Consider the following 21,553-nt stretch of genomic DNA (forward strand, 5'->3'; position numbering starts at 1 on the left):
GTCACATAAGTACATTAAAAAATGCCTAAAGGAGATCAACTATGGCGATTAATGTAAGCACAAATGTGTCTGCAATGACGGCTCAGCGCTACCTAAATAGCGCGGCTGAAGGTACTCAAAAATCAATGGAGCGTTTGTCTTCTGGCTATAAAATCAATAGCGCAAAAGATGATGCTGCAGGCCTACAAATCTCTAACCGCTTAACGTCGCAAAGTCGTGGCCTAGATATGGCTGTAAAAAACGCGAACGATGGTATCTCTATTGCACAGACAGCTGAAGGTGCAATGAATGAGTCAACCAACATTCTGCAACGTATGCGTGACCTTTCTCTTCAATCTTCAAACGGTTCGAACAGCAAATCTGAACGTGTTGCGATCCAAGAAGAAGTCTCAGCTCTAAATACAGAACTTAACCGTATTGCTGAAACGACCTCTTTTGGTGGTAACAAGCTTCTTAACGGTACTTACGGCAGCCAATCTTTCCAAATCGGTGCTGACTCTGGTGAAGCAGTAATGCTTACAATGAATAACATGCGTACTGACACTCAAGACATGGGTGGCAAGAGCTATGGCGTTACAGAAGGCAAAGATGCTTCTTGGCGTGTAGGTGCAGGTGCTGACTTAACGATCAAATACAACGATAAGTTTGGTGAAGCACAAGAGTTGTCTATTTCTGCGAAGGAAGGCAACGACATGGAAGAGCTAGCAACTTACATCAACGGTCAAAGCCAAGACGTTAAAGCGTCAGTAGGCGAAGGCGGTAAACTGCAACTTTTCGCTTCAAGTCAAAAAGTTGAAGGCGATGTTGAGTTCGGTGGCAGCCTTGCTGGTGAACTAGGTATCGGTGCTGGTAAAGACGTTACTGTTAACGATATCGATGTAACATCGGTTGCTGGTGCAAACGAAGCGGTATCTATCATTGATGGCGCACTAAAATCTGTTGATAGTAACCGTGCTTCTCTTGGTGCTTTCCAAAACCGTTTTGACCATGCAATCAGCAACTTAGATAACATCAACGAAAACGTTAATGCATCTAAGAGTCGTATCAAAGATACCGATTACGCGAAAGAAACAACGGCAATGACGAAGTCTCAAATCCTACAACAGGCGAGTACTTCTATCCTAGCTCAAGCAAAACAATCACCATCAGCAGCTCTAAGCTTATTGGGCTAAACTTACCTCGGTAAGTAGCGGTAAACTCTACCCTGTGTAGAGTTTTACTGTATGGCTCATAAAGGAGGGAGGGAGAGTGTTATGGAAATATCATCCAACGCATCGAACATCCAGCCTTATGGCTCACCTAATGGCATTAAATTTGCAAGCGATGAAGGTAGTAGTGCGTCGAGCACTTCACGACTGAAAGAAGCAACACCTTATGACAAGGTAGAGAAATCGAAAGAGGAAGCTACCGAAGCGGCGATTCAATTAGCTCAACATAGACAAGAGCTTAATGATGAAGAACGAGTCAAGATGGTGGAGAAGGTAAACGAGTTTATCTCCTCTCTCAATAAGGGTGTTGCCTTTAAGGTTGATGAAGAGTCAGGTAGGGATGTGGTGACCATTTATGAGACCACAACCGGTGATATTATTCGCCAAATACCCGATGAAGAAATGCTTGAAATTCTAAGACGCCTAGCAGCCCAAAACTCGAATAGTCGAATATTTGAGGTGAAGGTTTAAGTCGTATTATTGAGGTGGTTTAATGAGTTTTGGCCCAATGGGGATTTCGTCTGGCATGGATATCAATTCCATGGTCAGCAAAATTGTTGATTCGGAGCGTGTACCTAAACAGCAACGAATCGACAATGAACGAACGCGAATCGATACCAGCATTAGCGCCTATGGAAGACTCAGAGAATCCCTTGATTCGATGAAAAACCTGATGACAAACTTTCGTCAGGAAAAAGCTTTTGCTGTGCGAACAGTGGAAAGTACCGATGAAGCGCTTGTCTCTGCAACCGCGACTACCGAAGCGATCGCTGGCAAATATGCCATCGATGTGTTGCAGCTTGCCCAAAGCCATAAAGTGGCTTCTGATGTGCTATCAGAAGACATGAAATTTGGCCCAGGTAAGCTGCAGGTTTCGCTTGGTGATGACAGCTTTGATGTGCAAGTTGGCGATAGATCGAAACTGATCGATATCGTTCGAAGCATAAACGGTGCAGATAGTAACCCAGGCGTTCGCGCATCGGTTATCAATGATGTTGAAGGTCCGCGACTTATTGTTGCCTCGAACCAGTCCGGTTCCGATCAGCAGATCAGTATCAACGTCGATTCTGATGCTGCCAATCCTCTCAAAAAACTCGAATACAAAACTTTGGAAGAGCGTGTTAAAGCGCTAGAGAAAGCGCGCCTTGCCGCTCAAGACGTCCTTGCTCTGACACCCGCAGGAAAAGCCGCACAACTTGTTGATGACGCGATTTCGAACGATGACCCAAATGCGAGTGAAGCACTCGATGAAGGCGGCAATGTTATCCCTGCATCCCAAACCGATTCTACCTCCGTTGCTGACGAAGACTCTCAAAGTCTTAGCTACGGCGAACAAGCCGCTGCCGACGGCCAAGCTGCCCTTGATGCAGCTAAAGCGGCAAAATCTGTCATGCCTGAAGACAATATTCCAGGTTGGACGGAAACTGCCTCTGGTACGCTTCTTGATTCTTACTACACACCAGAACTAGAGCTTGATGAAAAAGCGATAGAGAAAGCACCCGATGTTCCGGGGTGGTCAAATGCTGCCTCAGGTACGTTGACAGATTCCTACGTGACGCCAAAAGAAGCCCAGCAAAAGCTTGAGGCGGAACAAGCGCGTATCGAAGAAAAGATCTCACAAGAAAAAGCAGAGCTGGCAGAGAAAGTTCAAAAAGGCGAATTGACCGCTGAACAAGCCAAAAAGATTGAGCGTGCCAAACTCGATCCGGAAGAACGTGAGCAATTAGAGAAGGTCGATAAAGCACAAGCTGATCTTGCTCAGGCTCAAGAGTCTTTCGATACCTACAGTGGTATGACGGAAGTTCAAGCGGGACAAGACTCAATGGTTGTCTTGGATGGCGTAGCTCAGCTCTCAAGTAACAATAATGTGATTGAAGATGCGGTAGAAGGCATCGATATTACGGTAAAAGGAAAAACACCCAAAGATAAGCCGCCGGCAGAGATTGGTGTGGAGTACGACCGTAATAGTGTTCGCCAAGACATTGAAGCTTTCGTTAATTCTTACAATCAGTTTTACCAAGTGTCTAAAAACTTGGCGGGCGTTGACCCAACGACTGGCCAAAAAGGACCGCTGTCTGGCGACAGTACTGTGCGTAACGCTGACTCACGATTAAAAGGTGTGTTCTCATCAAGCATTGAAGGCGCGCCTGATAACCTAAAATCTTTGACTGAGTTTGGTATCACGACCACAAGACAAGGTTCGTTAGAGATCAACTACGACATGCTCGACCGCCAACTGAATAACAACTTCGATAAGCTGGGAGAGTTCTTTGGCGGCAACAACGGTTTTGCTAAAAAAGTCGAAGACGCGATTCAAGGTATCACAGGTATCACAGGCTCGATTCGTACAAGAGAAAAGAGCTTAGTCGAGCAAAACTACCGCCTCGCGGATGACCAAAGCGCGCTCGATCGCCGCATGGATAGCTTAGAGAGCCGTACCCACTCTAAGTTCACCGCGATGCAAGACGCGACCAGTAAGATGCAATCTCAGCTGGGCAGTATGATGAATGCGTTGGGCTAATCGATGAATAGCCAGCTTCAAGAGCTTTGTGAACTAGATCAACTAATTATCTCTAAGCTCGAATTTAGTGAAATTAATGCTGAAGAAATAACGCAGCTTGTCGATAACAGAGAACAGTTATTGCAAAACGTGCTTCAATTAATCGACTCACACCCCGACGTTAAGCAAAGTTCTGAGTGGTTTGAAGCCATTACCAGAACCAGAAAATTGGTCGAATTGATGCAGTCTGAGACGAGTCGAGTAGGTAAGACCCTACACAAATACCGTCACGGCGCTAAATCAGTTCAACAATACAAAAAGTTTTTATAGAAGAGGTTTACTATGCGCGGTTCTTTACAGGCATATAAAAAGGTATCAGTGGATAGTCAGCTAACAGCTGCCTCACCGCATAAAATTGTACAAATGCTAATGGCAGGTGCTATCGAGCGTCTGATTCAAGGCAAAGCGGCAATGCAAGCTGGCAACATTCCAGTGAAAGGTGAGCGACTTGGTAAGGCTCTAGATATCATTATTAGCTTACGTAGTTGCCTGTCTATGGACGATGGCGGCGACATTGCGAAAAACCTAGATCAACTTTATGAGTTCATGATCACGCAAATTTCTGCGGCAAATCACAAAAATGACCCACAGCCTATTGATGATGTTATCGATATTATCCGCGAAATTAAGAGCGCTTGGGACCAAATTCCGAATGAATATCACAACTTGACGTCTGCTGACGTAGGTATTTAAAGAAAAATTGCAGTTTTAACCAATCTCATATCCCTTAATTGGTTGGTTGCCTTATTTTTTTAATCAAATAAAATAGAAGCCATTAGATAGCCTAATGGCTTTTTTCGTTGCTGATTTCCTAAATTTGTCCACGTAAAACATAATCATTGATACATATCTCTGTTTTATAGATTACGTCGCTCACCGTTTTTCCGCATCGCACCAAAATAAAGGCAATAATTCCTACTTATGCAAGGTTTGGCAAAACTGCTTGTCGTCGACGATAACGCTCAAGATCGTCACAATTTAAGCACAATATTAGAGTTTGTAGGAGAGAGCTGCGAAGTAATCAGCTCTGAACAAGCGCGCAAGGTTGACTGGTCACAACAGTGGGCCGGTTGCATCATTGGCTCAATTAAAGGTAAAGGCTTCAACGCATTACTGAATGAAAAGCTTGTTCACGCCAATCACATCCCACTATTAGTGATTGGCAAAAATAATCACCCGGTTGATGAGCTCACTAACTTTGTTGGTGAACTCGAACTTCCTCTTAACTACCCGCAATTAAGTGATGCATTAAGACACTGTAAAGACTTCTTAGGCCGTAAGGGTGTTCAAGTTGTCTCTTCGGCACGTAAGAACACACTGTTTCGTAGCTTAGTCGGTCAAAGTGCTGGCATTCAAGAAGTACGTCACTTAATTGAACAAGTATCTTCGACAGAAGCGAATGTACTGATTCTTGGTGAATCAGGCACGGGCAAAGAAGTCGTAGCACGTAATATTCATTATCATTCTAAGCGTCGTTCTGGGCCTTTCGTGCCAGTGAACTGTGGCGCAATTCCGCCAGATTTATTGGAAAGCGAACTGTTCGGCCATGAGAAGGGCGCATTTACTGGTGCGATTACTGCACGTAAAGGCCGCTTTGAATTGGCTGAAGGTGGCACACTGTTTCTTGACGAGATTGGCGATATGCCAATGGCGATGCAGGTTAAGCTGCTACGCGTCTTACAAGAACGATGTTTTGAGCGTGTAGGTGGCAACAGCACGATTCAAGCTGATGTTCGCGTGATTGCGGCAACACACCGCAACCTTGAAGACATGATCGATGATGACTCGTTCCGTGAAGATCTTTACTACCGCTTGAATGTATTCCCGATTGAGATGCCAGCGCTGCAAGATCGCAAAGAAGACATTCCACTGTTGCTCCAAGAGCTAATGACACGAATGGAAGCAGAAGGCAGCATGCCTATTTGCTTTACACCTCGCGCGATTAACTCTTTGATGGAGCACTACTGGCCGGGCAACGTTCGTGAATTAGCGAACCTAGTTGAGCGCATGGTTATCCTTTATCCAAATAGCTTGGTTGATGTAAACCATCTGCCAACTAAGTATCGATACAGCGATATTCCTGAGTTCCAGCCGGAGTTTAATAGCTTTGTGTCTGAAGAAGAACAAGAGCGTGATGCACTGGCTGACTTGTTCTCAGAAGATTTCAGCTTTGATCAGCAAGATGATATCGCTGACAACGCAAACGCACCTCAAGAGCTACCACCAGAAGGGGTAAACCTGAAAGAGCTGCTCGCGGATATGGAAGTGAATATGATCAACCAAGCCTTGGAAGCGCAGGGCGGTATTGTTGCTCGTGCGGCTGACATGCTTGGAATGCGCAGAACCACTTTGGTTGAAAAAATGCGTAAATATAACTTGCAGCGTTAGTGTCCAGTTTTATACGAAAGTGAAAACTAGCACGCACATTTTAGCTATTTCGTAACGCTAGCTAAGTGAACTGATAAACCATAGTCGAGTTGTTGCTTGCTTAACTATGTGATAAATATAGCAAATAGCCTGATTCGTGTTTTACGTGTCAGGCTGTTTTAGTATTTGAGGCAAATTTTTGACATGCACGTATCTAACGAACCAGAAAATCAATCACATCTAGATTCTGTTGAACAGCAGGTTGAGCGCTATAAGCAAGTGCTCGATGTGATGCCAGCAGGGGTCATCTTGTTAGATACACATGGCGAAGTGAGAGAAGCCAACCCTGAAGCGCACCGCATTCTTGGGGTAGAGCTCGTAGGCGAGAAGTGGTTTTCGGTCATTCAAAGTGCCTTCGACCCTAAAGACGATGATGGTCACGAGATCTCATTGAAGAACGGACGAAAAGTACGTTTGGCGATTTCAGCTTCTACTACGGGTCAACTTATCTTGATTACCGACCTGACAGAAACTCGTCTTTTACAGTCTCGCGTGAGTGATCTTCAGCGCTTGTCGTCATTAGGCAGAATGGTGGCCTCGCTTGCCCATCAGGTTCGTACGCCGCTTTCTAGTGCGATGTTGTATGCATCCAACCTTGCCGCGCCAAATCTGCCACCGGCAACAAAGACACGTTTTCAATCTAAGCTTATGGATAGATTGCATGACTTAGAGAAGCAAGTGAACGACATGCTGTTGTTTGCCAAAGGCGGCGACAACAAGGTCGTTAAGCCATTTACTGTCGCTGAATTGATTACCGAATTTCACCCTATGGTGGAAGCGGCACTGAAATCCAACCAGATTGATTACTGCCAAGAAGTTGAAGGCGAAGAGACTCAAATGTTTGGCAACGCCAACGCCATCGCATCAGCGTTAAGTAATCTGGTTTTGAATGCAGTTCAAATTGCTGGCAAGGAATCGCAGATTGATGTGTTTTTTAGACCAGTAAACGGCGAGCTTAAAATATCAGTACAAGACAGTGGTCCCGGCGTACCGAAAGAGCTTCAAGGTAAAATTATGGAACCATTCTTTACCACTCGTTCTCAAGGTACAGGTTTAGGCTTAGCCGTTGTACAAATGGTATGTCGAGCACATGAAGGCCGACTGGAATTGATCTCAGAAGAAGGTGATGGCGCATGTTTTACTATGTGCTTGCCGCTAGAAAGAAGCGCTTCTACTGAAGACTAATAAGTTTTAATTGAATTTACACTGGAGAATCCTATGGCTCAAAGCAAAGTGTTAATCGTCGAAGATGATGAAGGCCTACGCGAAGCCCTTGTCGACACTCTCGCGCTGGCTGGCTATGAATGGCTGGAAGCAGATAGCGCGGAAGATGCTCTGGTCAAATTAAAATCCAACTCCGTTGATATTGTTGTGTCTGACGTTCAAATGGCAGGCATGGGTGGTTTGGCGCTACTGAGAAACATCAAGCAGCATTGGCCAAACTTACCAGTGTTATTGATGACTGCTTACGCCAACATTGAAGACGCTGTTGCAGCAATGAAAGAGGGCGCGATCGATTACATGGCGAAGCCATTTGCGCCTGAAGTATTGTTAAACATGGTGAGCCGCTACGCTCCCGTAAAATCGGACGACAATGGTGATGCCATCGTTGCCGATGAGAAAAGCATTAAGCTAATGATGTTGGCTGATAAAGTCGCGAAGACAGATGCCAATGTCATGGTGCTTGGACCTAGTGGTTCAGGTAAAGAGGTGATGTCTCGTTATATTCACAACGCATCTAGTCGTAAAGATGGTCCGTTTGTCGCGATCAACTGTGCAGCAATCCCAGACAATATGTTGGAAGCGACCCTGTTTGGTTACGAGAAAGGCGCATTTACTGGCGCTATTCAAGCTTGTCCGGGTAAGTTCGAACAAGCGCAAGGCGGCACTATTTTGTTGGATGAGATCAGTGAAATGGATCTTAGCCTTCAAGCCAAACTACTGCGTGTCTTACAAGAGCGCGAGGTTGAGCGTTTAGGCAGTCGTAAGAGCATCAAGTTAGATGTTCGTGTGTTAGCGACCAGTAACCGAGATCTCAAACAGTATGTTTCTGAAGGGAATTTCCGTGAAGACTTGTATTACCGACTGAATGTATTCCCAATTTCTTGGCCACCACTGTGTGAGCGTAAAGGCGATATTGAGCCTTTAGCCAAGCACTTAGTTGAGCGCCACTGCACCAAACTTGGCATGCCAGTGCCAGTGATGTCAGCGCAAGCGATCAGCAAACTCGTCAATTATCCGTGGCCGGGCAATGTTCGTGAATTAGATAATGTGGTACAGCGTGCGTTAATCTTAAGCGAGCAAGAGAATATCTCTGGTGAGCACATTCTGCTTGAAGGTGTCGATTGGCAAGATGCAAGCAGCCTACAACAAATCGTTGAAGGTAATGACGTTGCAGCGCCAGACATTAAGCCGATTGCTGAAGCAAATCCAATCAGTAAAGTGGCGGCTAGCAGCGAAGGGCTTGGTAATGAGCTTAGAGATCAAGAGTATGCGATCATTCTTGAAACTCTGATCGCGTGCAATGGCCGACGCAAAGATATGGCGGAAAAGCTGGGTATTAGTCCTCGTACTTTGCGTTATAAGTTAGCGAAAATGCGCGATGCTGGAATAGATATCCCAAACTGAGGATAGATTAGTAGTGTCAGCTTTCTGACTAGTGTAATACGATATCTAGTCAATTTAATGTGTGGCACGCTAATTGCTCTGTCAATAATACAGCTAAATAGATAGTCATAATTTTGACTCCTGAGGTAGTAGATGAGAATAGATGGTTTACAAGGCGAAATGCAGGCAATGATGGTCGAAGCTGCCAGCGCGCGTCCCGCAGCAACGGGGCAAGCGGTCGGTGCAGATTTTGGCAACATGCTGACTAATGCCATCAATAATGTGAACTCATTACAGAAGACCTCAGGTGATCTTCAAGCTCGTTTTGATAGTGGTGACCAAAGCGTGTCTCTATCAGACGTGATGATTGCTCGTAATAAATCTAGTGTGGCTTTTGAGGCGACGATCCAAATTAGAAATAAATTGGTCGAATCGTATAAAGAGCTGATGAACATGCCGGTATAAGTTAGGTAGTTAAATAGTGGCAGATAATAGTCAAACAACAGATTTAACCGTGAGCGATAGCAACGACCACGCACTTATTGCAGGTTCTGAGCTAGATGGCGAAGGGCAAAATCCCGATCTAGGTGAACGCAGTTCATCGAAGTTCGATATGGCAGTAGGTGACCTCGATTTACTTCGTCAGGTGGTCCTAGTCCTTTCCATCTCTATCTGTGTAGCGCTGATTGTGATGCTGTTTTTCTGGGTTAAAGAGCCAGAAATGCGTCCATTAGGGGCCTACGAAACAGAAGAGTTGATTCCCGTTCTTGATTACTTAGATCTGCAAAAGATCGAGTACTCTCTTGAAGGCAATACCATCTCTGTTCCTGCTAGTGAGTACAACTCGTTGAAGCTGAATATGGTACGAGCTGGTTTGAATCAAGAACGAAACGCGGGTGATGACATCCTCATGCAAGACATGGGCTTCGGTGTATCACAGCGTTTAGAGCAAGAGCGCCTTAAGTTAAGCCGAGAAAGACAGCTTGCAAAAGCCATTGAGCAGATGAAACAAGTGCGTAAAGCGCAGGTTTTATTAGCCTTGCCGAAGCAAAGCGTGTTTGTGCGTCATAACCAAGAAGCCTCTGCCTCAGTATTCTTAACTCTAAAAACAGGTACTAACCTCAAGCAGCAAGAAGTCGATTCTGTTGTGGATATGGTGGCGAGTGCCGTTCCGGGGATGAAAACTTCACGCATTACCGTAACCGATCAACACGGCCGACTTCTGAGTTCAGGTTCTCAGGACCCAATGTCAGCGGCGCGCCGTAAAGAACACGAATTAGAGCGTAACCAAGAGCAAGCGCTGCGTGAGAAAATTGACTCTATACTGATTCCTATTCTTGGGTTTGGTAACTATACCGCTCAGGTTGATATTCAGCTCGATTTCAGTGCTGTGGAGCAAACGAGAAAGCGTTTTGATCCGAACACGCCAGCAACACGAAGCGAATACACATTAGAAGATTATAACAACGGCAATACTGTGGCTGGCATTCCGGGTGCGTTGAGTAATCAGCCCCCTGCTGATGCTTCAATCCCGCAAGACGTTGCTCAGATGAAAGACGGTGCTCTGACAGGTCAAGGTTCGGTTCATAAAGAAGCGACCCGAAACTTCGAGCTAGACACAACCATCAGTCACGAGCGTAAACAGACTGGTACGGTGAACCGTCAAACAGTTTCTGTCGCGATTAAAGACCGTCAATCATTGAACCCAGATACAGGTGAAGTGGTTCACACGCCAATTCCAGCGAGCGAAATCAATGCCATTCGCCAAGTGCTGATTGGTACGGTGGGCTTTGACGAAACTCGTGGTGATTTACTCAACGTATTAAGCATGCAGTTCGCACCTCAAGTCACCGATGTTGTCGCTGATGTGCCGATTTGGGAACATCCAAACTTTAATGATTGGGTTCGCTGGTTTGCGAGTGCGTTGGTTATTATTGTGGTGGTATTAGTCCTTGTTCGCCCTGCAATGAAGAAACTGCTTAACCCAGCAGCTGACAACGATGATCAAATGTACGGCCCTGATGGTATGCCAATTGGTGCCGACGGCGAAACCAGCCTAATTGGCGGTGATATTGAAGGTGGTGAGCTGTTTGAATTTGGTTCAAGCATCGACTTACCTAACCTGCACAAAGACGAGGACGTGCTCAAAGCAGTACGTGCACTTGTAGCGAATGAACCAGAGCTAGCAGCTCAAGTAGTTAAGAATTGGATGACAGATGGCTAACGAAATTGTTCCACAACAAGCTGAAGGCGGTGATGTGCTTGATGTCGCGAGTGTGGATATCGCCTCAATCTCAGGCGATGAGCGCGCAGCGATCTTGTTGTTAAGTTTAAACGAAGAAGATGCGGCGGGTATTATTCGTCACCTAGAACCTAAACAGGTTCAACGTGTGGGTAGTGCGATGGCTCGTGCAACGGATTTATCACAAGAGAAGGTAGGCGCAGTGCACCGTGCTTTCTTGGATGATATTCAGAAGTACACCAACATTGGTATGGGCAGCGAAGACTTCATGCGTAATGCGCTGGTGGCTGCTCTGGGTGAAGACAAGGCGAATAACCTTGTTGACCAAATCCTTCTGGGAACCGGCTCTAAAGGTTTGGATTCTCTTAAGTGGATGGATCCTCGTCAGGTGGCGAGCATCATCATCAACGAGCACCCGCAGATTCAAACGATTGTATTGTCGTACCTCGATGCTGATCAGTCGGCAGAGATACTGTCTCAGTTCCCAGAGCGTGTTCGTCTGGATCTGATGATGCGTATTGCTAACCTTGAAGAAGTTCAACCTTCAGCACTTGCTGAACTGAATGAAATCATGGAGAAACAGTTCGCGGGTCAAGCTGGTGCTCAAGCAGCCAAAATTGGTGGCCTGAAAGCTGCGGCTGAGATCATGAACTACATGGACAACAACGTCGAAGGTGTCTTGATGGATCAAATCCGTGATCAAGACGAAGACATGGCAACTCAGATTCAAGATCTTATGTTTGTCTTTGAAAACCTTATTGAAGTTGATGACCAAGGTGTTCAACGACTGCTGCGTGATGTTCCGCAAGACATTCTACAGAAGGCGCTTAAAGGTGCTGATGAAGGTCTGCGTGAGAAAATCTTCAAGAACATGTCTAAACGTGCTGCCGATATGATGAGAGACGATATTGAGGCGATGCCGCCAGTGAAAGTCTCTGATGTAGAAGCGGCTCAGAAAGAGATTTTGGGCATTGCGAGGAAGATGGCCGACAGTGGCGAGATTATGCTGTCTGGTGGCGCCGACGAGTTCCTTTAATATAGAAACCTCAAAAGCCCCACACCGTTGGGGCTTTTCTTTATCCAATCTCGAACCACAGATTAATTAAGTTTAACTGCTTGAATTTACAATGCAGTTTGACTCACTCATAAATAGGTACTGATATGTCAGGTGATAGAAAACGCGGCTTCCTTCGCCCTGAAGAAGATAATACGGTTGCCCAACCTCAGAAATGGGGGCTGCCTGACTACACCTCTGATGTGAGTAAACAAGCCAAAGAAACGGCGTTTAACTACGATCCGGGTTGGATGCCTACGGTAGAAGAAGCCATTGAAGATGAAGAGCTTGTTCTGACTGAAGAGCAAATCGAACTGATTAAGCAGGGCGCTTATCAAGAAGGTCTTCATCAAGGTCAAGAAGCGGGCTTCAAGCAAGGCTACGAAAAGGGCAAAGAAGAAGGTTTTGTCGCTGGCCATGCCGAAGGCAATGAAGCCGGTAAGCTTGAGGGCGTGACTGCTGGTCAAGAGTATATCCAGCAGCAAGTCGCCATCTTTATGGGTCTCGCGAACCAGTTTGCTCAACCTTTGGAGCTAATGAATGCTCAAGTTGAGAAGCAACTGGTCGACATGGTGTTAACCATGGTTAAAGAAGTGGTTCACGTTGAAGTTCAAACCAACCCACAAATCATCTTAGATACAGTGAAAGAGTCGGTCGAGTCACTACCAATCTCTGGTCACGCTATCACCTTGAAGCTTAACCCTGAAGACGTTGCAATTATTCGCTCTGCGTATGGTGAAACCGAATTGGATTGCCGTAATTGGACGTTAGTTGCCGAGCCTGCACTCAACCGTGGCGATGTCCAAATCGAAGCGGGGGAATCGAGCGTCAACTATCGAATGGAAGAGCGCGTGAAGAACGTGATTCAAAGCTTCTGCGGCGCTAATCGTCATCAAGGCCATGTGTAATGCTTGAGTTAGCAAATCGTCTCAGCCAATACAAAATCGAAGGGCTAAAGTCACGACCCGTTGCCTCCGGTAAATTGGTGCGTGTTGTCGGCTTAACCCTTGAGGCAACAGGCTGTAAAGCGCCGATTGGTAGCTTGTGCTTGGTTGAGACCATGTCTGGTCAGATGGAAGCCGAAGTGGTTGGCTTCTCTGGCGATAACCTATTTTTAATGCCAAGCGAACAAATCACAGGGATCTTACCCGGTGCTCGAGTTACACCAATGACCTCTGAAAGTGGCATTCCTGTCGGGATGGAACTGCTTGGTCGTGTCATCGACGGTGTCGGTAATCCTCTGGATGGACTTGGCCCTATCTATACCGAGCAACGCGCTTCATTTAATGCAGAGCCTATTAACCCTCTAGCACGTAAACCAATCTCCGAGCCGCTTGATGTTGGCTTAAAGGCGATTAACGGCTTGCTGACCGTAGGTAAAGGGCAACGTATTGGTCTATTTGCGGGTTCTGGTGTCGGTAAATCCGTAACACTAGGCATGATGACACGAGGCACAACCGCACAAGTGGTTGTAGTTGGTCTAATCGGTGAACGTGGACGTGAAGTAAAAGAATTTATCGAAGAGATTCTCGGTGAAGACGGTCGTAAACGGTCGGTGGTCGTTGCGGCTCCTGCAGACTCATCGCCATTGATGCGATTGAAAGGCTGTCAAACGGCACTGACGGTAGCGGAATACTTCCGTGACCAAGGTTTAGATGTTCTGCTATTGATGGATTCACTGACTCGTTTTGCACAGGCTCAGCGTGAAATTGCCCTGTCTGTTGGTGAGCCACCAGCAACCAAAGGTTATCCGCCTTCTGTTTTTGCCAAGCTTCCAGCACTGGTAGAACGTGCAGGTAACGGCAACGATGAACAAGGCTCTATCACCGCTTTCTTTACCGTGTTAACCGAAGGCGATGACTTACAAGATCCGATTGCCGATGCTTCACGAGCGATTCTTGATGGTCACGTTGTCTTGTCACGTGAGATGGCGGATGCGGGTCATTACCCTGCGATTGATGTTGAAAAATCCGTCAGCCGTGTGATGCCTCAAATCACCACCGAAGAACATGTCTTGATGTCGAAAGCGGTAAGGCAAGTGCTTTCTATTTGTCGCAAAAACCAAGACTTGGTATCGATTGGTGCTTACAAACCGGGTACTGACCCTGCGATTGATAGCGCCTTCACCTTGAAGCCGAAACTGGACGAGTATTTACAGCAGAAGATGAAAGAAACGGTTCCTTACGACATGTGCGTCAACATGTTGAAGCATGTGCTGGGTGGCTAACAATGAATAAGGTTAGTCATGGATAACGCATTAGAGTTTCTTCTCGATCAAGCCAAAGATCAAGAAAACCAAGCTGTTTTAGCGCTGAATAAAGCCAATGCAGAGCTACAAGGTTACTACGAACAGGTTGCGCAGATTGAAAAGTATCGACTGGATTACTGTCAGCAACTCGTTGACCGCGGTAAGGCTGGATTAACCGCCAGTCAATATGGTCACTTGAATCGCTTCTTAACCCAATTGGATGAAACGCTTTCTAAACAGAGGGAAGCAGAGCATCACTTTAAAAATCAGGTTGATAACTGCCAGAACTACTGGATGGAATTGCGTAAAAAACGCAAATCTTATGAGTGGTTGATGGAGAAAAAGCAGAAAGAGAAAGCCAGACTGCAAGATCAAAGAGAACAAAAGCAGATGGACGAGTTCTCAACGCTATTGTACAGCCGAAAGAAGATGTGATCCTAAGCCACGAATGACATCGGTGATATTCGCTAGATTGTAGTATCGAAACTTATAGGCATGTTTCTTGCTCCGTTTTATATAAAATTGCGTTTTTTGCCTGCCAAAGGTATCAAAAGCGCCCGACTTTCTTTTTGTTGCCGATTTTTGGCAGCAAAGCTAGTAGATAGAGCTTGTATATATGAATGTTAGTCCTTCCTCAAATTCAGCGACCAACAAAACGTCATCGTTGTTGGACACCGGTTCTGCCGCTTCAAAGGTAGAAGAAACCGGCGATTCAAAAGGTTTTTTTGAATCGTTTAAAGAAGCGCTCGGCTTTGAAGAAAGTGACAGCAAGGCTGCAGTAAAAGACGCAGAAAGTGCTTCAAAATCTGAAGGCAAACAACCTTCGGTTGAAGGTGATGCGTCTTCTGAAAAGGCTAACAGTGGGTCGGCGGGGAAAACGCAAGGCGATGTAGCTGAATCAAAGAGCACAGATGCGACTAGCGAGGCTCAAGCCAAACAAGCTGGTACAGCGGTAGATGCTGAAAAGGCGTCTGTTGAAGATGCGAAGACCAATAAGTCAGGTGTTGAACAAACGGCTGAATTAGATTCGCAGTCGAAAGACAAAGCCTCATCGAACATGGCGGGTGACGACACCTCTGCTGAGAAAACTCAATCTCAAGGTGAACAACTTCAAGCTGCTTCTGCTGGTCAACATTCAAAAGATCAAACTGCAGAGTTAAAAGCCAAAGATGCTTCTCAAGCCAACGCAGCGATGAGCGAAGGCAATAAATTGCTTGGTCAGTTGGACGAGGCAAACAAAACGCTTAATAAGACACCGAACGGCAAAGGCTTGCCTCAGCAAGCTCAGATAGACCAAGTTCAAAGTAATATCACGGGTGCTCCTATTGCAGGTGCCTCCGTTGCGGGTCTGGCGACACAACAAAATAATACGGCAAACACAGAAAGCGCTCTTGAAGTGGACTCTGAAATTGCGGTGCTTACTGGCGGTAAAGGTGTTTCTCAGCTGACTGATGATGAAGTCCGACAGCTAATGGACAAAGGCGTGACCCCTGAGCAGATCGAAGCAAGCATGAGCCGAGAGCTGAACCAGAAAAATGCGGCTAGCGCAGTTGTTACCGATCAAAGCCAAACACTCTCACCAGCTGAACTCGAGCTAGCGAAACAGGTTGATGCTCATACTAAAGCGCTGAACCAATTGAATGCTCAGATTGAATCAGAGCAGTCTGTTGTGGACGGTTTGCTACAAAAGCAACAAAGCGGCGCTAAGTTAACGGTTGATGAGCAAGCTGCCTTAGCTAAAGCTACCTCTAATATAGAAGTGTTGAATCAACAACTAGCCAATGTTCAACAGCAAGCTACTGCTTTACTAAGCCAAGCCCCGAATGCGAGTGGCACCTCAGCTAACCCAACCGCGATTGATTGGGATAATGCAGATTCGAATGAAGCTAAGGCCTTAGCGGCAGTAGCATCGACAGCAGCTGTCGCGACCGCTGCTCAGCAAGCGACATCACAGGCCTCGTCTCAAGCTGCCGCCAATGCTGTTTCAGACAAGGCAGCAATGTTGCACGCTAATAATGCGCACGCGGCCCAACAGGCTGCGGCTCAACAAGCTAACCTTGCTTCACCTCAACAAGCTGCGTTAGACCCTGCTTTAACTGCGCAAGGGGTGGCGATGAATGCAGCACCAGCCGCGACCAAAGCAGGTTCGACGGACATGTTACTTAAAGCTGGAGCCGGAGCAGCGGCACTGTCTGGTCTTGGGAAAGCGGGTGCTAAAGAAGACTCTAAAGATTCGACATTTGCTCAACAGATAGCTTCTGCTGCGGGTGTTCAAGGCGCTGCAACTGCGGGTTCTGCGCCAACCCGAGCTGAGATTCAAGCGGCTCAACAAGCACCTTTACAGCTGACTAAAGAACTCGCGAATGAGCAGGTCGCGGAAAAAGTACAAATGATGATGTCTAAGAACCTTAAGAACTTAGACATCCGCCTCGACCCACCAGAGTTGGGGCAAATGAAGATTCGCATGACCATGAACAATGATGTGGCAAGCGTTCATTTCACAGTGAACAGCCAACAAGCGAGGGATGTGATAGAACAAACCTTACCTCGTTTAAGAGAAATGCTTGCTCAACAAGGTATGCAGCTCGCTGATTCGTCTGTTCAGCAACAGAATTCAGGTCAAGGGCAAGATAGATACAACAATGGTGAGCAACAATCCGGCTCTAACCGCACAAATGATGCTCAAGGTGATGAAAACCTTGATAGCGGCAGCAATCTTGAATTGAATGTCGCATCAAAGCGTGATGGAATTAGTTATTATGCCTAATATCAGGCCTATAGCAGCTCGTTAGTGGAAGTAACAGGAAGTTAAAGAACAGTATGAACGCAGAACTAGACCCAGCTAAAAAGAAAAGTAAGCTCCTAATCATCATAATTGCCGTAGTCGTTTTACTGCTTGGCGTTGGTGGTGCACTGTTCTTTTTCCTAGGCTCAGATGATGGTGCTTCTGAATCTCAGTCTCAACCCGCAACTGCTGTGGTCGCTGCTGAGCCTGTTATGTATGTTAATATTCCTCAGCCTTTCTTGTTCAATGTGACCGGTGATAAAAAAGATCGCCTAGTCCAGATAAAAGCACAGCTGATGGTACGCGGCAGTAAGAATGAAGATCTCGCGCGTTACCACTCTCCACTTGTCGAAAGTACACTGCTAGCAACGTTCGCTTCGGCAACAGTTGACCAACTGCGTTCCCCAACAGGGCGAGTTGAACTGCGTGATAAGGCGACTGAAGATATTAAAGCCAGTCTGTCTCAAGCTGTTGGCCAGCCTGTGATTGAAAAAGTGCTATTCACTGACTTCGTAATTCAATAGGTAATTTGTGACCGATTTATTAAGCCAAGACGAAATTGATGCGCTGTTACACGGCGTTGATGATGTTGAAGAAGTTGAAGATGTCTTAGAAACCGAAAATGACAACGCGGTCAATTTCGACTTCTCATCTCAAGATCGAATCGTCCGTGGTCGAATGCCGACCCTTGAACTTATTAACGAGCGCTTCGCACGTCATATGCGTATCAGCTTGTTTAATATGTTACGTAAAACGGCTGAAGTGTCGATCAACGGCGTACAGATGATGAAGTTTGGTGAGTACCAAAACACATTGTATGTACCCACCAGTTTAAACATGGTGCGTTTCCGTCCGTTAAAAGGTACGGCACTGATCACCATGGAAGCACGTCTTGTTTTCATTCTCGTAGAGAACTTTTTTGGTGGTGATGGTCGCTTCCACGCCAAGATTGAAGGCCGTGAATTTACGCCGACTGAAAGACGTATTATCCAGCTGCTGCTGAAAATTGTTTTTGAAGATTACAAAGAAGCTTGGTCTCCAGTGATGGGGGTTGAGTTTGAATACCTGGATTCTGAAGTGAACCCAAGTATGGCGAACATTGTGAGCCCAACAGAAGTGATCGTCGTGAGCTCGTTCCACATTGAGGTAGATGGCGGTGGTGGTGACTTCCACGTCGTGATGCCTTATTCAATGGTAGAACCGATCCGTGAATTGCTGGATGCGGGTGTTCAATCAGACAAAATGGAAACCGACGTTCGTTGGAGCACAGCACTGCGTGATGAAATCATGGATGTGCCTGTTAACTTCCGCGTCAACCTTCTAGAGCAAGACATCTCGCTGCGCGACTTAATGGAGTTGCGCCCAGGTGATGTGATTCCAATGAATATGCCTGAACACGCGACCATGTTTGTTGAAGAATTGCCGACGTACCGTGTGAAAATGGGTCGTTCGGGTGAAAAGCTCGCGGTACAGATTTCTGAAAAAATTCAACGACCACATGTGGTCAAAACTGATCTCGCCTTTCTAGGTAAAGACTTAATGTCTGAGCTAGAAAATAGCGATGATGACGAATAGCAAAATAGATAAAAGTATAGGAATTGGTAATGGAACCTAGTGAAGATCAAAAGCTAGCAGACGAATGGGCTGCAGCACTTGGTGAAGACCCTTCAGCGCCGTCAATTGATGTTGATGATGTGCTCGCGGCACCACTTGATGAGCTAACCGATTCATCGTCTCCGATTTCTGAAGATGAGCGTCGTAAGCTGGATACCATTATGGATATCCCAGTGACCATTTCGATGGAAGTGGGTCGTTCTCAGATCAGTATTCGTAACCTACTTCAATTGAACCAAGGTTCGGTTGTAGAGCTTGATCGAATCGCCGGTGAGTCACTGGATGTGATGGTAAACGGTACTTTGATTGCTCACGGTGAAGTGGTTGTGGTAAACGACAAATTTGGTATTCGTTTGACTGACGTTATTAGCCAAACAGAACGCATTAAGAAGCTGCGTTAATGAGTCTTTTGTCTCAAAGACTAGCGCGCCTGTTAAAAGTAGGCTTGGGAATAGGGTTATTAACTACTCCTTCCATTGCCTTTGCTGCAACGCCGCCTTCTCTTGATTTAGCGACCACTTTTGGGTCGCTAATTTTCGTTATAGCCTTCATCTTATTTATTGCTTGGCTACTGAAACGAATGCAAGTGCCAGCGATGTCCAATCAGCAAGGTTTAGCAATTGTTAGGCAAATCCCTGTGGGCACAAAAGAGCGTATTGCTATCGTGCAAGCGGGTGATGAGCAGTTCTTGGTGGGCATTACCACACAATCCATTCAGCTGATCTCTAAGCTTGATAAACCTCTTACTCAGGAGATGCTGGAAAAAAGTACATTCTCAAGTCAGCTTTCCCAGCTCATGAAAAAAGATGCAAACAAATAACGGACTTTTGAACTCATCTTACTCTTGCCAAGCCGGATCTTTCCGCGCGGTGAAAGTGCTACTGGTTCAGCTTACTCTTCTCTGTACCCTTTTATTCAGTGTGTCGGTATTCGCACAGGCTGAAGACGGCACTGTAATCCCTGCCAACACCGCGGGATCAGAGTCGGTCACCATCAGCACGATGGAACAAGACCAAGCTAAATCGACCACCATGACCACTGGCAGTTTGACGGGTAATGGGGGTGGTATTCCTGCTTTCACCATGACAACCAATGCCAATGGTGGTGAAGATTACTCGATAAACCTGCAAATTCTAGCGTTAATGACCATGCTTGGCTTCTTGCCTGCAATGGTGATATTGATGACTTCGTTCACCCGCATCGTGGTGGTGATGTCTATCTTGCGTCAGGCGATGGGTTTGCAACAAACGCCTTCCAACCAAGTGATCATTGGTATCGCGATATTCTTGACCTTTTTCATCATGTCACCTGTGATCAATCAGGTTAACGAGCAGGCGGTTCAACCCTATTTGAATGAACAAATATCGGCGCGACAGGCATTTGATGTTGCCCAAGGCCCGATCAAATCATTCATGCTGAAACAGACTCGAATTAAAGATCTAGAGACCTTTGTTGAGATCTCTGGGGCGGAAGTGACCAACCCAGAAGATGTCTCAATGGCGGTTCTGATCCCTGCGTTTATCACATCGGAATTGAAAACGGCTTTCCAGATAGGCTTTATGCTGTTCTTGCCGTTTCTGATCATCGACTTGGTGGTGGCGTCGGTATTGATGGCGATGGGTATGATGATGTTGTCACCGATGATTGTATCCTTGCCGTTTAAGTTGATGCTGTTCGTTCTCGTTGATGGTTGGAACTTGATACTCTCCACACTCGCCGGCAGTTTTGCCTTGTAGCTGGGGGAAATCATGAATCCTGAAATATTCGTAGAGTTGTTCCGAGACGCGCTTTGGATGGTATTAATTATGGTTTGCGCCATTATTATTCCTAGCCTGCTGATCGGTTTGGTCGTGGCTATCTTCCAAGCGGCGACCTCGATCAACGAACAAACATTGAGTTTCCTGCCGCGTTTGATCGTGACCTTATTGGCCTTGATGCTGTTTGCACACTGGATGACTCAGATGATGATGGAGTTCTTTTTTGAACTCATCGAACGCTTGCCTCAAGTTCTGTATTAAATCGATATGGAATACCCAACGAGCCTTGTACTAGAGTGGTTAGCCAATTATTTTTGGCCCTACACTCGCATCTCAGCCATGCTGATGGTGATGACGGTCACCGGCGCACGCTTTGTGTCGCCGCGTATTCGTCTGTATTTAGGTTTGGCGATTACCTTCGCGGTGATGCCCGCGATCCCTGCGGTTCCCAAAGAGATTGAACTGTTGTCTTTTCAAGGTTTCCTTACTGTCTTTGAGCAAATCGTGATCGGCGTGGCGATGGGCTTTGTCACTCAGTTCATGATTCAAACCTTCGTTATGCTCGGCCAGATACTCGGTATGCAATCGAGCTTGGGCTTCGCCTCTATGGTTGACCCGGCAAACGGTCAGAACACGCCAGTACTCGGCCAGCTATTCATGTTGCTTGCGACCATGTTTTTCTTGGCGACCGACGGTCACTTGAAGATGTTGCAGCTAGTGGTATTCAGTTTTAAAACTTTGCCTATCGGCAGTGGTTCTCTGACCTCAGTCGATTTTAGAGAACTCGCATTGTGGCTCGGTATCATGTTCAAAACGGCATTGGCGATGTCTTTATCTGGCATTATTGCACTGCTGACGATTAACCTTTCTTTTGGTGTAATGACGCGTGCTGCACCTCAGTTAAACATTTTTTCTTTGGGTTTTGCATTTGCGCTACTCGTGGGTCTGTTACTTTGTTGGTATATCCTTGGCGGCTTGTATAGTCACTATGAGCTATTCTGGATGCAAGGCGAGCAACAGATATGTCGTCTAATCCGGTTAGATTGCTAGG

General features: G+C 46.2%; 22 protein-coding genes. All 22 read left to right on the top strand.

Annotated elements, in window-relative coordinates:
• The first annotated feature begins 41 nt into the window (after nt 1–41).
• The 22 genes from OCV12_RS03975 to fliR all read left to right on the top strand — a co-directional run bounded on the left by OCV12_RS03975 (nt 42) and on the right by fliR (nt 21,552).
• A complete protein-coding gene (locus OCV12_RS03975; protein ID WP_017631783.1) occupies nt 42–1,172 on the top strand; it encodes a flagellin in 1,131 nt (376 codons plus the stop codon).
• An 81-nt stretch (nt 1,173–1,253) separates the two neighbouring features.
• Nucleotides 1,254–1,679 carry a flagellar protein FlaG gene (gene flaG / locus OCV12_RS03980; protein ID WP_239847213.1) on the top strand — a complete coding sequence of 142 codons (426 nt, stop codon included), beginning with the start codon at nt 1,254–1,256 and terminating at the stop codon, nt 1,677–1,679.
• A gap of 22 nt (nt 1,680–1,701) precedes the next feature.
• On the top strand, nt 1,702–3,729 hold the full coding sequence (fliD, locus tag OCV12_RS03985) for a flagellar filament capping protein FliD (RefSeq protein WP_261885399.1): 2,028 nt from the start codon (nt 1,702–1,704) through the stop codon (nt 3,727–3,729).
• A 3-nt stretch (nt 3,730–3,732) separates the two neighbouring features.
• Nucleotides 3,733–4,038 (top strand): flagellar protein FliT, encoded by a 306-nt coding sequence (locus OCV12_RS03990; protein WP_132762574.1) that lies wholly within the window; start codon nt 3,733–3,735, stop codon nt 4,036–4,038.
• Between the two features lie 12 nt (nt 4,039–4,050).
• A complete protein-coding gene (fliS, locus tag OCV12_RS03995) occupies nt 4,051–4,461 on the top strand; it encodes a flagellar export chaperone FliS (protein ID WP_004736194.1) in 411 nt (136 codons plus the stop codon).
• Nucleotides 4,462–4,689: 228 nt separating this feature from the next.
• Nucleotides 4,690–6,156 carry a sigma-54 dependent transcriptional regulator gene (locus tag OCV12_RS04000; RefSeq protein WP_017631778.1) on the top strand — a complete coding sequence of 489 codons (1,467 nt, stop codon included), beginning with the start codon at nt 4,690–4,692 and terminating at the stop codon, nt 6,154–6,156.
• A 183-nt stretch (nt 6,157–6,339) separates the two neighbouring features.
• The gene (locus OCV12_RS04005; RefSeq protein ID WP_017631777.1) at nt 6,340–7,380 is read left to right on the top strand and encodes a sensor histidine kinase; all 1,041 of its coding nucleotides are present in this window, start codon (nt 6,340–6,342) and stop codon (nt 7,378–7,380) included.
• 33 nt (nt 7,381–7,413) lie between these two features.
• Entirely contained in the window at nt 7,414–8,823 is a 1,410-nt protein-coding gene (locus OCV12_RS04010) for a sigma-54-dependent transcriptional regulator (RefSeq protein WP_176681814.1), read from the top strand.
• Nucleotides 8,824–8,955: 132 nt separating this feature from the next.
• Nucleotides 8,956–9,267, top strand: a complete 312-nt coding sequence (gene fliE / locus OCV12_RS04015) for a flagellar hook-basal body complex protein FliE (RefSeq protein WP_017060684.1) — start codon at nt 8,956–8,958, stop codon at nt 9,265–9,267.
• 16 nt (nt 9,268–9,283) lie between these two features.
• Nucleotides 9,284–11,026, top strand: coding sequence for a flagellar basal-body MS-ring/collar protein FliF (gene fliF, locus OCV12_RS04020; protein ID WP_239847207.1), 1,743 nt, complete (start codon nt 9,284–9,286; stop codon nt 11,024–11,026).
• Nucleotides 11,019–12,080, top strand: a complete 1,062-nt coding sequence (gene fliG / locus OCV12_RS04025; protein ID WP_176681812.1) for a flagellar motor switch protein FliG — start codon at nt 11,019–11,021, stop codon at nt 12,078–12,080. The genes fliF and fliG overlap by 8 nt, the downstream gene beginning before the upstream one ends.
• A 125-nt stretch (nt 12,081–12,205) precedes the next feature.
• Nucleotides 12,206–13,006 (top strand): flagellar assembly protein FliH, encoded by an 801-nt coding sequence (gene fliH / locus OCV12_RS04030; RefSeq protein WP_261885400.1) that lies wholly within the window; start codon nt 12,206–12,208, stop codon nt 13,004–13,006.
• Complete coding sequence (fliI, locus tag OCV12_RS04035) at nt 13,006–14,325, top strand: flagellar protein export ATPase FliI (protein ID WP_176681810.1); 1,320 nt, start codon at nt 13,006–13,008, stop codon at nt 14,323–14,325. Before fliH ends, fliI begins: the two co-directional genes overlap by 1 nt.
• Nucleotides 14,326–14,343: 18 nt before the next feature.
• Nucleotides 14,344–14,781, top strand: coding sequence for a flagellar export protein FliJ (gene fliJ / locus OCV12_RS04040; protein WP_239828448.1), 438 nt, complete (start codon nt 14,344–14,346; stop codon nt 14,779–14,781).
• A gap of 181 nt (nt 14,782–14,962) precedes the next feature.
• Nucleotides 14,963–17,113, top strand: a complete 2,151-nt coding sequence (locus OCV12_RS04045; protein ID WP_261885401.1) for a flagellar hook-length control protein FliK — start codon at nt 14,963–14,965, stop codon at nt 17,111–17,113.
• A 53-nt stretch (nt 17,114–17,166) separates the two neighbouring features.
• Nucleotides 17,167–17,655 carry a flagellar basal body-associated protein FliL gene (fliL, locus tag OCV12_RS04050; protein ID WP_239847202.1) on the top strand — a complete coding sequence of 163 codons (489 nt, stop codon included), beginning with the start codon at nt 17,167–17,169 and terminating at the stop codon, nt 17,653–17,655.
• Between the two features lie 7 nt (nt 17,656–17,662).
• A complete protein-coding gene (gene fliM / locus OCV12_RS04055) occupies nt 17,663–18,706 on the top strand; it encodes a flagellar motor switch protein FliM (RefSeq protein ID WP_017631770.1) in 1,044 nt (347 codons plus the stop codon).
• A gap of 29 nt (nt 18,707–18,735) precedes the next feature.
• A complete protein-coding gene (gene fliN, locus OCV12_RS04060; RefSeq protein ID WP_004739851.1) occupies nt 18,736–19,146 on the top strand; it encodes a flagellar motor switch protein FliN in 411 nt (136 codons plus the stop codon).
• A complete protein-coding gene (gene fliO / locus OCV12_RS04065; protein WP_261885402.1) occupies nt 19,146–19,565 on the top strand; it encodes a flagellar biosynthetic protein FliO in 420 nt (139 codons plus the stop codon). The genes fliN and fliO overlap by 1 nt, the downstream gene beginning before the upstream one ends.
• On the top strand, nt 19,552–20,481 hold the full coding sequence (gene fliP, locus OCV12_RS04070) for a flagellar type III secretion system pore protein FliP (RefSeq protein ID WP_261885403.1): 930 nt from the start codon (nt 19,552–19,554) through the stop codon (nt 20,479–20,481). Before fliO ends, fliP begins: the two co-directional genes overlap by 14 nt.
• A 12-nt stretch (nt 20,482–20,493) precedes the next feature.
• Nucleotides 20,494–20,763 carry a flagellar biosynthesis protein FliQ gene (fliQ, locus tag OCV12_RS04075; RefSeq protein WP_004739854.1) on the top strand — a complete coding sequence of 90 codons (270 nt, stop codon included), beginning with the start codon at nt 20,494–20,496 and terminating at the stop codon, nt 20,761–20,763.
• 6 nt (nt 20,764–20,769) lie between these two features.
• A complete protein-coding gene (fliR, locus tag OCV12_RS04080; protein WP_017060672.1) occupies nt 20,770–21,552 on the top strand; it encodes a flagellar biosynthetic protein FliR in 783 nt (260 codons plus the stop codon).
• The last annotated feature ends 1 nt before the right edge of the window (nt 21,553 follow it).

The sequence above is a fragment of the Vibrio pomeroyi genome (assembly GCF_024347595.1).
In the GTDB taxonomy this organism is placed as follows: Bacteria; Pseudomonadota; Gammaproteobacteria; order Enterobacterales; family Vibrionaceae; genus Vibrio; species Vibrio pomeroyi.